Here is a 13,307-nt window from a genome sequence, read left to right as displayed (position 1 = left end):
TTAAAGCGTTTTCAATCCCCCCTTCAACCAATTAGCCAGTAGATGATGAGAGCACGCGAAGTCACTTTTTTTCGTAGAGATTTTCCAGAAAATAACCGACTGTAACATCCAGTGTCCCGACAAACAATGCGGCAGAGAGCGCAAAGGTAAGATGCGGTGTCCAAAGACGGGCTGAACTGTAGATTGTCATCGTTCCGAAGAGGATCTCGGGGATCAATTTCAGGCGGACCGGGATGTCAAACCGCTGCAAGACGCTTTTGACGACAGGTTCCCCGATCACTTCGTAAAAGAATAAAAAGATTGTGGAAGAGATGGCAAGGATCATCAGGTCTTGTACTTCGGTATTATCGGCCAGGTTTGGAAACAGAATGCCCGCTATCCAAAGAAATCCGAACAGCAATAAAACGGGTACGGCAAATGAGAGCAAAAAGGCAAAAGCCGCCAATAATATTGTAAGAATTTTGACAAACGCCGGCACGTGCAATCACCTACTAGAAATGGGCTAAAATCTGACAGAGAAGATTATAACATAGAAATTGGTTCCCATATCCATAAAGGTGTTTTTTTTGCCGAAAAGTGTCGAGTTCCCGGTGCATAATGGGTATCCGGCTGCGCAAGATAACCTTGTTACATCTTGACAGGAGGGATATTGATGGCTTTAGTGCCGTACGAGCCTTTTCGCCATTTCGAAACGATGAGACGCGAATTTGACCGGTTGTTTCCCTATCCGCTGGGATTTGGGTACGATCGGGAGATGGGCGTACCCAAAATGGATCTGTACGAAACAGAGAACGAGGTAGTCGCATCCTGTGAAATCCCCGGGCTAGAGAAGAAAGAGGACGTCAACATAGACGTAGAAAACAATGTCCTGCACATCTCCGGAACCGTCGAGCGGACCCATGAGGCAAAAGACGACCAGATGCATCGCAGCGAGCGTTTTGTTGGGCGGTTTGCGCGTTCGGTAACCCTGCCGGCCCGTGTCTCGACAGAGGGTATCAAAGCCACTTACCGCAACGGCGTGCTGGAAGTGCGGATGCCGAAAGAGCAGTCGCCGACAAAGCGAAAAATTGATTTGGAGTTTCACTAAAAAAGAGCCGCTTAGGGCTCTTTTCTCTTTAGGGCGGCTTCTTCCTTGCTCAAGGTCGTGGAAGCGCGTGTTTGGGAGGGATTTTCCTTTCTGCCTTGTTCATTTTTGACGCCGTTGTGCTTTGACATGATACCACTCCTTTTTGGTTGTCACACATTAGCATGCCCAAAAAGGCGAAGCAGCCAAAAGCCAAGCAAGGCGATAAGAATACAGGAAAATCAGTCGTCTTTTCGGGAATAAGCTTTCGTAATCAAGACGACCATAATGCCGATCATGGCAGCAGTCATGAGCAATGTCAATACGATAACCGAGGTACTGCCCAATTTTACGTCCCCCTTGCCTGTACATTAGCCCTATTGTACATGAAGGGGGAAAAATCGACAATTGGCGGAGCCAAAATCGTTCAGGACAACCCGTCCTCCTCAAGGGGGATCCTGACAGCGAGGAGCAGCCAGCAGTTGGCTAGCGTAAACAGAACGGCTGTAAAGTAAGCCGAAAAGGTAAGCGGCAGGGTAAGCAGCTCGATGCCGACCACCAAATAATTGGGATGGCGAAGGTAACGGTAGGGGCCCCGAGTCACCCGTTTGGCACCCGGCAGGATATAAATGCGCGTATTCCAAAAAGGCCCAAGACTGCGGATACACCAGTAACGGAGCAGCTGGGCGGCTGCAAAGAAGGAAAACGGCGCCCACCACCAGTCAGCCAGCGGGCGGCCGGCGAGACCGACTTCGGCTGTGAGACTAAGAAAAAACAACACGTGCAGGCCAACGAGGTATCTGTAGTGGTCCGCTCCTATTTCGTACCCGCCACGCGAGCGTATAAAAGCCGCATTGCGGCGGGCCAGCCAGAGTTCCAACAGCCTTTGGACAACGACGATCAGCAGGATGGAGACAAAAAATAGCGACATGGCTACCTCCCCGACTCCAGCAGGATGAGTTCGGAACTAAACCCCGGGCCGAGTGCCGTGACCAGTCCGTATTCGCCCCGCGTCCACTGCTGCTCCAAGCTTTTTTCCAGAACAAACAGGACCGTGGCGGAGGACATGTTGCCGAATTCCGCCAGCACTTCTTCCGCAAGGCTGGTATGGACGGGCCGCAAACCGAGCACTTCCCGGTAGGCGGACAGCACTTTTGGACCTCCGGGGTGCGGAATGTACCGGGAGATATCGGTCAGGCTCTTGCCGGTTCTTTCGAGAAAGCCGTCCACATTGGCCCGTATTCGCTGTCTGATCAGCGTGGGAATGTCGCGGGAAAAGATCACCCTGAGCCCGTCATCTGTGACGTCCCAGCCCATCACGTCAAGAGAATTCTTCCAGGTGGTGGTAATGCGGTCGACGATTTTTGCCAACGGCTTGAGGGACAAGCTGTCCACACAGGCGTCGCCGGCGATCAGTACGGCAGCGGCCCCGTCGGCGAAGAGCGAGGTCGCGACCAGGTTGCTTTTGGAAAGGTCGTTTTTGACAAAGGTAAGGCCGCATAGCTCAACAGCCAACAGCAGCACCATTGTTTCGGGAAAGGCCCTGACGTACTCAAATGCCCGTGACACTCCCATCGCTCCAGCCGCACAACCCAATCCCCAAATCGGAATGCGAGTGACGTGTTCTTTCATATCCAGAAGGTTGACGATCCTGGCATCGATGCTGGGAGTGGCAAAACCGGTACTGGATACAAAGATCAAACAATCAATTTCCGCCGCGGAAAGGGGGAGTTTATGGAGGCAATTTTGAATCGCTTGGGTCCCGAGCCGACAGGCGGATTCCACGTATAACCGGTTTTTCTCGCCTACAGTGTGATCGGTTTGAAACCAGTCCGAGGGTACGGAAAAGTGGCGTTTGCGGATGCTGCTGTTGGCGAACACGGTCAACAGCCGGTCGATGTCGGAGTAAGCTCCGCCGAATAATTGGCGGGTCATCCTCATCGATTCCTCCTGGTCGACTTGAAACGGAGGAACGGCCGTACCGACAGAAAGAATATAGGGCATCACATAACACTCCCGTTCAAGCAAAATCAATGTAAGTGTGCCCATTGGAAAAAAATCCATTCATTGGTCGTGCCGCAGATCAGTGCCTATCTGCATAATGACACAGCACAAAGGATTTGGTTTAATAAAAAAAGCAGTTTATGTTTTTTAATTGCCGAAACTGACAAACGAGGGAGTGAGGACGTTGAAACAGCTGTACGAGATTATCCAATTCAACCGGGAGTTTGTTGAAAATAAGGGATATGAGCCTTTTCAGACAACCAAGTTTCCCAATAAGAAGATGGTGATCCTGACTTGTATGGATACGCGCCTGGTAGAACTGCTGCCGCACGCGATGAACCTTCGCAACGGGGATGTAAAAATTGTCAAGAATGCCGGTGCGATGATCTCCCATCCGTTTGGGAGCATCATGCGAAGTCTGGTGGTTGCCGTATACGCACTCCAAGCCCAAGAGATTTACGTCATCGCCCACCACGACTGCGGCATGAGCCAAGTAGATTCGGATGAAATGCTGAACAAGATGAAAGAGCGGGGGATTCCGGACAATGTGTTTGATACCTTGCAGAACGCCGGTATTGATCTGAACCGCTGGCTGTCCGGATTTAAGAGCACCAGGGAGAACGTGGAGAACAGCGTCAAGGTCATCCGCAATCATCCACTGATTCCGAAGAGCGTACCGGTGCACGGGTTGATTATCCACCCGGATACAGGCGAATTGGATCTGGTCGTCGATGGATACGAGTCATAGGCATCACCCGGCCGTCGCTTCTCTGCAAGACGGAAGGGCTGTACCCGGCAGCAGGAGACTGCTTTCGGGTACAGCCCTTTTTTTGACAGACACTAGCGGATGCCTCTCGGCAGCGTGGGGGGAACGTAGTTGAGCGGTTCGGTAAACGTGATGTAGTCCAGGTTGATCATCTTCAGCAGATAGCGCATTCCCGTGTCTGGATCGACGAGGATCAGGTGGTCGCGCCCGGCCGCTTCCAATTGGCCTTTGAAGATCTTGGCGTTCCATTCACTGTTGTTTTCGAACGTCATATAGACGGTTGCCATCTTCCCGAGGTTCATCCGCAAAATATTTTCAATATAGGACTCCTCAACAGGTGGAAACGGCGTGCCAGGTATCCGGGAGCCGCTCGGACCCGGCGGGATCATTTGCTGCTGGGGCCCCGGCCCGCCGAACGGGCTCGGCGGGATCATCTGCTGCTGGGGCCCCGGTCCGCCGAACGGGCTCGGAGGAAAGGGCGGAAACGGTTGTCCCTGGCTTCCGTAATAAGGGTTGTAAGCGTTCATGTATCATACTCTCCTTTTGCATATGTTTAAAAAACCCGGGGGCAATCTTGCGGCGTTGGAGCGTAAAAGCAGTGCGCTTTATACCGTCCTGTGTTCTGCTGGTTAAACCAGGTGCCTGGACAGCCGCCAGTGGGCCTGAAGAACCAGAGGGCGTTCGTTGCCGGGTACTGCGCTTCCCCGTTGATGACCCGCCTGGCCAATCGTCTGTCTCTATCCCGGGGCCTTTGGTAAAAGTAAGGCAGCGTCACAGATTCAAACCCGCCCGGGGACTGGTAGACCATATCGGACATAGAGCGAATTCCTTTAAAATCAAGACAGTTGGATATAATCCGATTTACCCCGACGTTTCCAACCATCATCATTCCAAGTTCCCCTTCTCCTTCGGCCTCAGCCCTCATCAATCTGGCCAGCAGATCAAGGCCTGCAGAATTTGTTTGAACCAGGGGCATTAGCTCACCTCCAACAACTTTACGTACAATTACAATATATTAGCGAGTGAAAATTAGGTGTTTGTCTATTGAAAAATGCTTTTTTGCCGAAAAAAAAGCCGGATCGGTCAGCGTTTCCGCGACCTTACCAGCTTAAATGCCAGCCAGCCGACTGCAAGCACAGCAGCGACTCCCAGCAGTGAGATGTCAAGGTATTGTTCAAGCAGCGTCTTCGCATATTCTCCGTACCAATAAAACAGCAAACCGATCCCGAAGAACTTGATCCCCCGTCCAAGAATGGCGTACAAGATCAGCTTCATAAACGAGAAGCCGAACACCCCGGACAGAATCGTAAACACCTTGAAGGGGATGGGCGTGAACGAGCCGACCAGGACAGCGGCGTCTCCGTCCTTGGCGAATTTGTCCGTCGCTACGGAAATCCATTTTTGCGGCAGTATCTTGTTCAGGATAGGTTTTCCCAACACTTTGCCCATGAGATACCCAACAGGCGCGCCTGCGATGGATCCGATAAAGGCGACTGTGGCATATATCATTGCATAGGATGGATTGAGGAAACTCATGGCAATCTGTAAGAAAAAAGGGGGCAGCGGCAGAATTATCGAGTCAAGAAAGGCTAGTCCAAAGAGTCCCCAAGTTCCAAAACGCATAAATATTTCCGTTAATTGATCAATCATGGCCCTCTCCTTTTGAATGCCTCTACCTGTTCATTATAAGCCAAAAAACCTCTGTGTTCTACAGAGGTTATTGGAGTCATTGGAGTCTTTGCGACTGCAAGGAGATTAAAAGTATGGGTATGGATACGAAAAGAACGGGTATGGATACGCATAGAACGGGGGATAAAACGGCGGGTAGGGGTAATAATAGTTAAACAGGAATGGCAGAGTTAGAAACGGCAGCAGTGCTGCTGCCCCGCCGTCGAAACGACGTCTTCTCCAGAAGACAGGGTCGGCAGCCGGTGCGGGATGCACTCCAGGATGTGGGGGCGGATAATTTTGGACCAACGAGAATCTCTCCTCTTTTGATTTATGTTTACACATTAAAAATATATGTACATACGTCTAGAGGGTGATGAAAGCCCGGGCAAAATAGGCATTCGGCCATTGGAAAAACTTTACGATGAGGAGGCGCGAACCATGCAGCAGCAATTTGGCGCTCATGAAATCATGGAACTGCACGAGGTGTTAAACGCTTCGATCGATGCAATCAATCTCGGCCAGGTGTACCTCCCTTATGTCCGGGATCCGGAACTGAGGCAGATCATCTCTAACCAGATGCAGTTTATGACAGCGGAATACAACAATCTGATTTACCACATCAACGGCCGCGGCGGAGGACAGGCCATTCCCTATCGGACTCCGCTGTCTACGCCGGGTCAGTACGGCGTTCAGAATGCCAACCCGGTACAGCCCCTGAATAGTCCAGAGCAGATGGGTGATCGGGACGTAGCGTCTGCGTTCCTTGGTCTGCACAAAACGGGTGCCGTCATGAAAATGCACGCTGCTCTGGAATGTGCCGACCCGGAAGTACGGGCAGCCATGCTGCAGGGGGCAAACAATTGCGCTCATCAGGCATACGAAATCTGGTCGTATATGAACAGGCGGGGCTACTATCAGATCCCCGTGCTTCAAGAGATGGCGCAAACCAATATGCTGCGCGGTTACCAACCGATGAACCAGGCTATGCCGCCGCATTTGCAGCCGCCCTCGGGGCCGGTTGAAGCCGGACAGTCTTCGCCTCCTGAGTCAACCGTGACCAGCAGTGTCGGGACGAATCAGGGCGCGAGTGCAAACGCCAGCCAGATCTTCTCGTCACCGGCTTATCGCAAGCAGCAGACGATGACAGGAAGTGCGTCAAATCCCAACTTAACCATGGGCGGATCCGGTCAATCTCCGCTTCATTCGCTGACGGACCAGCATGAGTCGGAACACAAGGCTGATCCACTGATGTAACTCCCTGCCAATAGGCAGGGCGTTTTTTTTGTGTTACGATCAAAAGGGAAGAAAAAAGGAGAGAGGAGCGGTCCAGTTGATAGACAAAATATTAGAAAGAGCCGTAGCCGGCGAAAGGCTGGGTCTTGAAGACGGCTTGGCGCTGTTTGAGAGCGACCAGGTTGAGAAGATCGGCCACGCAGCCAACCAGGTCATGCAAAAGTGGCACCCCGAGCCGATTACGACGTTTGTCATTGGACGCAATATCAACTATACCAACGTTTGTGACACCTATTGCCGGTTTTGTGCGTTTTACCGGCGTCCCGGTTCAAGTGAAGGGTACGTGCTGCCAACTGAGACAATTTTACAAAAAATCCAGGAAACAGTAGATGTTGGCGGGACGGAAATCCTGATGCAGGGCGGGACCAATCCCGACTTGCCGTTTGATTACTACCTGACTCTGCTGAGAGATATCAAGCGTCGTTTTCCTGACATTACCATGCACTCTTTCTCTGTCGCAGAGGTAGAGAAGATGGCAGAGGTTTCGGGACTCCCCATCCCGGAAGTGCTGAAACAATTGAAAGCAGCCGGACTTGATTCGCTGCCGGGAGCGGGGGGAGAGATTCTTGATGACCGCACCCGCCGAAAGATTTCACGCTTGAAAGGATCCTGGAAAAACTGGATTGAGACGCAAAAAGCAGCTCACCGAGCCGGGCTGCCGGGCACGGCGACAATGGTGATCGGTTTTGGCGAGTTAATGGAAGAACGGGTGCTTTCGCTCATGCGGATTCGCGAAGCCCAGGATGAAACAAAAGGGTTTACCGCTTTTATCACCTGGACGTTTCAACCTGAAAATACCAATATGAAGGCGGTCAACAATACGCCGGAAGAGTACCTGAAAACACTGGCCATCAGCCGTTTGATGATCGATAACATTCCCAACTTCCAATCCTCCTGGGTGACTGTCGGTCCGGAATTCGGCAAGCTGTCCCTGTCATACGGGGCCAACGACTTCGGTTCGACGATGATGGAAGAAAACGTCGTCTCGGCAGCCAAGTGCACTTACAAGGTAAACACCAATCTCATTCTGGAACTGATTCGTCAAACGGGCAAAATCCCGGCCCAGCGCAATACCAAGTACGATATCCTGCGCGTGTTCCAGGAAGGCGAAATGGCCGAAACCGACTTTGTGATGCAAAACTAAACGAAAGACATAACCCGCTAGGCCGACACCTCCCGCTACAGGGAGGTGTTTGCCGTTTTTGCCGTCAGGCGGACTTCGGCGAAGCTTTATTTACCAACTCCTCAAAAGTATATCGATAGAGGGGGGACATATACTGTAACTACACAAAACGGTCATGCCCGGTTTGCCAGCCGCAAGCGGTCACATCCATGTTTGATGACACACGTCAAGAGGTTTCGCAGAAAAAGGAGGTGACGAACGTGGAAAAGATATCCGTATTCCTCCCGAATGACCAGCAGTCCCAGCAGGAGGGATTCCGCGTAACTGTTCGGGCCGTTCAACAGCAGGTTTGTACGGACCCTGTTACCGTAGAATTCCGGGAAGAAAACCGCGGCGATTACTACGCGTTTACCTTTGTCAGCTGGCCCAAAGAGGAATACGCTGCGGGGGCGAAAGATATCGTCCGTTCGTTCGTTGCCTTGATCGTAGTAGAGTGGATCGTCCGTACCCTGGAACCGGAGCTGATCCAGGCCATCTTGCGCCGGGATTTCACCCTTGCTGACGCCTCCGATTGGGAAGTGATCTCTCCTTACGTCCAGTTTGTGCTGTACGGGTCGGAGGCGGAAGGCCCTTGGGAGTCTCGACGGGCCAGGATCTACAAGAAAGTATTTGAATATCTGGGGGAAAATCATGAAATGGTGCTTCAAGGCTTCGTCCGGTTTCGCCTAAAGGAGGAGCTGGCCGCACTGCCGGACGCAGTGGAGAGCGGGATTGATGAGTACCTGCGGGATCAGGAATACCAGCAGTTTGTCAACCTGCTGCGCTATTTCGTCTCGGTACAGGAGCCCAAGTACGAACTGGTGCACATCGTCTTCCCCAAAGATCAGCCAGGCTGGATTTTTGACGATCAAGGACAGCGGCTCAATCTCAAGCAGTTTGATGATCTCTTCGGCATGGCAGACGGGCTCTGCCGGGAAGAGGATTACTGGGTAAGCGTGCTCGTTTCGCTGGCGCCCAAAAAGATCGTCTTTCACCTTGGCGATAGGAAAAAAGCCCTGGCCGAGACGATCAGCGGAATTTTTGGCGAGCGGGTGACGTTTTGTCGAACCTGCGCATACTGCCTGACTTACTAGGCCTGCTTGACTTCAACGATCCATATCCCCTATAATGTTTTTATACTCTATACTGAACAGACGATGAGAAGGACGCGGATGTTGCCCTGCCGCCTACAGAGAAGCGGGCCATTGGCTGCAAGCCTGCTGCGAGCGTGCAACGATCTACCCCCTTTGAGTCACTGCCGGGAACGGAACACCTAGTATCGGCATGTCGGATTATCCGTTATCGTTCGATGAGGGGCCCGTTTTGCCTGGTAGAAAAGGCGGATTGGCCTGAATTAGGGTGGTACCACGAGAACAAGCGCTCGTCCCTTGGGGATGAAGCGCTTTTATTATTTTTGAATGAGAAGGGAGTTTTTTACAGTGGCACATGTGAACGTTACCCTGCCGGATGGCGCCGTTCGTGAACTGGTGGCCGGCAGTACAATTGAAGACCTGGCGGCATCGATCAGCCCTGGATTGAAGAAAAAGGCTGTTGCCGGAAAAATAAATGGCAAAGTGGTCGATATCTACACACCGATTACGGAGGATGCCGCCGTTGAAGTGGTCACTCTTGACTCGCCAGACGGCTTGGAAGTGTACCGCCACAGCACCGCCCACCTGTTAGCGCAGGCGATCAAGCGTATTTATGGCAAAGAGGTAAAGCTGGGCATCGGGCCGGTGATTCAGGACGGCTTTTACTACGACATGGACATCCCTGAGTCTCTCACACCCGACGACTTAGGCAAGATCGAAGCGGAGATGGAAAAGATCGTCCGCGAAAATCTGCCGATTCGCCGCAAAAAAGTAAGCCGTGACGAGGCAATTGCGATTTATCAAGAATTGAACGACCACCTGAAGCTGGAATTGATTCGCGACCTGCCGGAGGATGCGGAGATCACGATTTACGAACAGGGAGAGTTCTTCGACCTCTGCCGCGGCCCGCACCTGCCGTCCACCGGCTTTATCAAAGCATTTAAACTGATGAGCGTAGCGGGGGCGTACTGGCGCGGCAATTCCGACAACCAGGTATTGCAGCGCGTCTACGGAACAGCATGGCCGAAGAAGGCGGATCTGGACGAATACCTCCACTTCATCGAAGAGGCCAAAAAGCGCGACCACCGCAAGCTGGGCCGGGAACTGGAGCTGTACATGTTCTCCGAGGAAGCGCCGGGAATGCCATTCTACCTGCCTAACGGGATGACCATCCGCAATCAGCTGGAACAGTTCTCCCGCCGCCTGCAGGAACTGGCTCACTACACCGAAGTGCGCACTCCTTTCATGATGAACCAGCGCTTGTGGGAACAGTCGGGTCACTGGGATCACTACCATGAGAACATGTACTTCTCCGAGGTAGACGACGTTAAATTCGCGTTGAAGCCGATGAACTGCCCGGGACACATGTTGATCTATAAAAACAAAATGCACTCGTATCGCGACCTGCCGATCCGCTATTCCGAGTTTGGTCAGGTGCACCGCCACGAATACTCCGGCGCCCTGAACGGGATGCTGCGCGTGCGGACGTTCTGCCAGGACGACGCCCACGTCTTTGTTCGCCCGGATCAGATCGAGGCGGAAATCAAGCGGATGATCAAGCTGATCGACAGCATTTACAGCGTGTTCGGCTTCGAATACTCGGTAGAGCTGTCTACTCGTCCGGAGGACTCGATGGGCTCTGACGAACTGTGGGAGATTGCAGAGCGCTCCTTGAAGAACGTATTGGACGAGCTGGACATGGATTACGAGATCAATGAAGGCGACGGCGCTTTCTATGGACCGAAGATCGACTTCCAGATCACCGATGCGCTGAAGCGGCGCCATCAATGCGGTACGATTCAACTGGACTTCCAGTTTCCGGAGAAATTCGACCTCACTTACATCGGAGCGGACAATGAAAAACACCGTCCAGTCGTCCTGCACCGGGCGATGTACGGTTCGCTTGACCGCTTCATCGGAATACTGGTGGAGCACTATGGCGGGGCCTTCCCGACCTGGCTGGCGCCGATCCAGGTGCGCTTGATGACGATCAATGAAGCACATGCGCCGTACGCGGAAGAGATGAAAGAGCAGATGATGCAGGCAGGCATCCGCGTCGAACTGGATTCGCGCAATGAAAAGATCGGCTACAAGATCCGCGAAGCGCAGATGGCGAAGATCCCGTACATGCTCGTCATCGGGGAAAAAGAGGTACAAGATCGTACTCTCTCCGTCCGCAAGCGCGGCGTAGGGGACCTCGGTGCGCAATCGGTTGAACAATTCCTCGCCGATATCAAGAAGGAAATCGAGGAACACAGATAAAACAGTGTCGGAGCGTCAAAGTCTTGACAGATGCCTGAGATACTTGTATTATTTACAAAGCAGTATTAACTTCACATTCGAGAATGAAGAAGAAGCGCCCTGCTTCTCACCTGAATCGACGTCCAGTTTGGGAAAGTTGACAGGTTATCTGTTGAAGCCTTGAGCCAATTGTTTTTTGCCTGGGTGAGACAAGTGCGGGCGCAGTCGCGTTCGCACTTTTTTAGGTAACGAAAGCTATGAGACGTCAAGTAAGCACTTCTCGAAAGCTGATGGAGGTGGCAAGTTATTAGCAAGGATCAGATGTTAGTGAATGAAGCGATTCGTGCTCGTGAAGTCCGTTTGATTGGACCGGATGGCGCGCAGTTGGGTGTCGTAGGAATCAGAGAGGCCTTGCGGATTGCCCAAGAGGCTAACTTGGACCTCGTGAATGTTGCACCAACCGCAAAGCCCCCCGTTTGCCGAATCATGGACTTTGGCAAGTTCAAATACGAGCAGGCGAAGAAGGAGAAAGAAGCGCGTCGCAATCAGAAGGTCATCGAACTTAAAGAGGTTCGCTTCTCTTCCAACATCGAAGAACACGATTTTCAGACCAAACTTCGCAATGTCCGCAAGTTCCTGGCTGAAGAGGACAAGGTAAAATGCTCGATCCGCTTCCGCGGTCGTGAAATTACCCACTCCGAAATCGGTCAACAGGTGCTCGAACGCGTGGCTTCCCTCTGCGAGGATATCGCCACCGTCGAACGCAAGCCAAAGATAGACGGGCGCAGCATGATCATGATTCTGGCGCCGAAGGCGGACAACAAAAAAGATTGAAGACTGGAGGATTCACTATGCCTAAAATGAAAACCCACAGTGGTGCAGCGAAGCGTTTTAAGAGAACCGGTAGCGGCCGCCTGAAACGCGACCACGCTTATACAAGCCACTTGTTTGCCAACAAATCGACCAAAGCAAAACGCCATCTGCGCAAATCCGCAATGGTGTCCAAAGGCGATCAAAAGCGCATAGAGCAGCTGATCACCTACTTGTAAGTTTTTCTTATCCGTACAGCAATACCAATTTACGCAGTATGGCTCCCTAAGCGTCCGGCAATGGACCGCCATGCTCGACAGATCAGGAGGAGTTTCGTATGCCAAGAGTAAAAGGTGGCACTACAACACGCCGTCGTCATAAAAAGGTCTTAAAACTGGCGAAAGGCTATTTTGGTTCCAAGCATCGTCTGTTTAAAACAGCTAACGAACAAGTCATGAGATCCTTGATGTATGCGTATCGCGACCGCCGTCAGAAGAAGCGCGATTTCCGCAAACTGTGGATCACTCGTATCAACGCTCAAGCCCGTCTCAACGGCTTGTCCTACAGCCGTCTGATGCACGGTTTAAAGGTAGCTGGGGTCGAAGTAAACCGCAAAATGCTGGCTGACCTCGCTGTCAACGACAAAGCAGCATTCAATGAATTGGCAACTGTAGCGAAAAGCAAATTAAACGCATAATCGCGCTGCCGATACCAAAGAAGCACTCATCTGATCAGATGAGTGCTTCTTTTACGGGAATCATGATGATGAATTCCGGCTCGTCCGTCAGCGGGCGATAGCTGACGGGATATACCTCCAACTGCTTGTATTCGGATTCGTGCAAGATATATCCCTGCTCCTCGATCCACCGGTAGCAGTCCGTATACGTGTCATTTACATTTTTCCCCCGCTCATGTTTGCAGGTGACATAGGTCAGGGCAGGTATGTCGATGCGCTGCATGCCTTCAGGAATCGTGCCGCCTTCGGTTGTTTCCATGCACAAATGATAGGTGAATCCGTTTGGAATATTATGGAATGAAATCCCGAGAATTGCTTCAGGATTTACTACCTGCGTAATTTCTTTGATACGGCTGCGAAGTTCCTCCATGACATTCCTGATTTCGCCGGATGCAGCTTGTTGAAACGTTCCCTGCCAGATCACGCCGACTGCTGAAAAAGCATTTTTTTTGACTAACTCTTTCTCCAAA

At 52.0% G+C, this 13,307-nt stretch carries 16 protein-coding genes; 9 read left to right on the top strand and 7 right to left on the bottom strand.

Annotation, left to right across the window (positions count from 1 at the left end; translation table 11 throughout):
* Positions 1-61: 61 nt before the first annotated feature.
* The gene (locus ACI7RC_RS08220) at positions 62-478 is read right to left on the bottom strand and encodes a hypothetical protein (protein WP_408107754.1); all 417 of its coding nucleotides are present in this window, start codon (positions 476-478) and stop codon (positions 62-64) included.
* Between the two features lie 174 nt (positions 479-652).
* On the opposite strand from ACI7RC_RS08220, the gene ACI7RC_RS08215 reads away from it, so the two are divergent.
* Positions 653-1,087 (top strand): Hsp20/alpha crystallin family protein, encoded by a 435-nt coding sequence (locus ACI7RC_RS08215; protein ID WP_408107753.1) that lies wholly within the window; start codon positions 653-655, stop codon positions 1,085-1,087.
* A gap of 403 nt (positions 1,088-1,490) precedes the next feature.
* Here ACI7RC_RS08215 and ACI7RC_RS08210 read toward each other — a convergent pair whose 3' ends face one another.
* Positions 1,491-1,994 carry an isoprenylcysteine carboxyl methyltransferase family protein gene (locus ACI7RC_RS08210; protein WP_408107752.1) on the bottom strand — a complete coding sequence of 168 codons (504 nt, stop codon included), beginning with the start codon at positions 1,992-1,994 and terminating at the stop codon, positions 1,491-1,493.
* 2 nt (positions 1,995-1,996) lie between these two features.
* Positions 1,997-3,112 carry a type III polyketide synthase gene (locus ACI7RC_RS08205; RefSeq protein ID WP_408107751.1) on the bottom strand — a complete coding sequence of 372 codons (1,116 nt, stop codon included), beginning with the start codon at positions 3,110-3,112 and terminating at the stop codon, positions 1,997-1,999.
* Positions 3,113-3,251: 139 nt separating this feature from the next.
* On the opposite strand from ACI7RC_RS08205, the gene ACI7RC_RS08200 reads away from it, so the two are divergent.
* On the top strand, positions 3,252-3,815 hold the full coding sequence (locus ACI7RC_RS08200; RefSeq protein ID WP_408107750.1) for a beta-class carbonic anhydrase: 564 nt from the start codon (positions 3,252-3,254) through the stop codon (positions 3,813-3,815).
* Positions 3,816-3,907: 92 nt separating this feature from the next.
* On the opposite strand, the gene gerQ is transcribed toward ACI7RC_RS08200, so the two are convergent.
* The 3 genes from gerQ to ACI7RC_RS08185 all read right to left on the bottom strand — a co-directional run bounded on the left by gerQ (position 3,908) and on the right by ACI7RC_RS08185 (position 5,483).
* On the bottom strand, positions 3,908-4,360 hold the full coding sequence (gene gerQ / locus ACI7RC_RS08195; RefSeq protein ID WP_408107749.1) for a spore coat protein GerQ: 453 nt from the start codon (positions 4,358-4,360) through the stop codon (positions 3,908-3,910).
* Between the two features lie 26 nt (positions 4,361-4,386).
* Positions 4,387-4,809, bottom strand: a complete 423-nt coding sequence (locus ACI7RC_RS08190) for a cell wall hydrolase (RefSeq protein ID WP_408107748.1) — start codon at positions 4,807-4,809, stop codon at positions 4,387-4,389.
* A 107-nt stretch (positions 4,810-4,916) separates the two neighbouring features.
* A complete protein-coding gene (locus ACI7RC_RS08185) occupies positions 4,917-5,483 on the bottom strand; it encodes a YqaA family protein (protein WP_408107747.1) in 567 nt (188 codons plus the stop codon).
* A 459-nt stretch (positions 5,484-5,942) separates the two neighbouring features.
* On the opposite strand from ACI7RC_RS08185, the gene ACI7RC_RS08180 reads away from it, so the two are divergent.
* The 7 genes from ACI7RC_RS08180 to rplT all read left to right on the top strand — a co-directional run bounded on the left by ACI7RC_RS08180 (position 5,943) and on the right by rplT (position 12,798).
* A complete protein-coding gene (locus tag ACI7RC_RS08180; RefSeq protein WP_408107746.1) occupies positions 5,943-6,758 on the top strand; it encodes a spore coat protein in 816 nt (271 codons plus the stop codon).
* A 76-nt stretch (positions 6,759-6,834) separates the two neighbouring features.
* Positions 6,835-7,941 (top strand): cyclic dehypoxanthinyl futalosine synthase, encoded by a 1,107-nt coding sequence (mqnC, locus tag ACI7RC_RS08175; RefSeq protein ID WP_408107745.1) that lies wholly within the window; start codon positions 6,835-6,837, stop codon positions 7,939-7,941.
* 239 nt (positions 7,942-8,180) lie between these two features.
* On the top strand, positions 8,181-9,053 hold the full coding sequence (ytxC, locus tag ACI7RC_RS08170; RefSeq protein WP_408107744.1) for a sporulation protein YtxC: 873 nt from the start codon (positions 8,181-8,183) through the stop codon (positions 9,051-9,053).
* A 345-nt stretch (positions 9,054-9,398) separates the two neighbouring features.
* Positions 9,399-11,312, top strand: coding sequence for a threonine--tRNA ligase (gene thrS / locus ACI7RC_RS08165; RefSeq protein ID WP_408107743.1), 1,914 nt, complete (start codon positions 9,399-9,401; stop codon positions 11,310-11,312).
* 300 nt (positions 11,313-11,612) lie between these two features.
* On the top strand, positions 11,613-12,125 hold the full coding sequence (gene infC / locus ACI7RC_RS08160; protein ID WP_408107742.1) for a translation initiation factor IF-3: 513 nt from the start codon (positions 11,613-11,615) through the stop codon (positions 12,123-12,125).
* Positions 12,126-12,142: 17 nt separating this feature from the next.
* Positions 12,143-12,340, top strand: coding sequence for a 50S ribosomal protein L35 (rpmI, locus tag ACI7RC_RS08155; RefSeq protein WP_408107741.1), 198 nt, complete (start codon positions 12,143-12,145; stop codon positions 12,338-12,340).
* A gap of 98 nt (positions 12,341-12,438) precedes the next feature.
* Positions 12,439-12,798, top strand: coding sequence for a 50S ribosomal protein L20 (gene rplT, locus ACI7RC_RS08150; protein WP_019120324.1), 360 nt, complete (start codon positions 12,439-12,441; stop codon positions 12,796-12,798).
* 34 nt (positions 12,799-12,832) lie between these two features.
* On the opposite strand, the gene ACI7RC_RS08145 is transcribed toward rplT, so the two are convergent.
* On the bottom strand, positions 12,833-13,306 hold the full coding sequence (locus ACI7RC_RS08145; RefSeq protein WP_408107740.1) for a GyrI-like domain-containing protein: 474 nt from the start codon (positions 13,304-13,306) through the stop codon (positions 12,833-12,835).
* Position 13,307 lies beyond the last annotated feature (1 nt).

The sequence above is a fragment of the Brevibacillus sp. B_LB10_24 genome (genome assembly GCF_046036945.1).
GTDB lineage: Bacteria > Bacillota > Bacilli > Brevibacillales > Brevibacillaceae > Brevibacillus_C.
The sequence above is the reverse complement of the archived record's forward strand: the minus strand, read 5'-3'. Positions and strand labels throughout refer to the sequence as shown.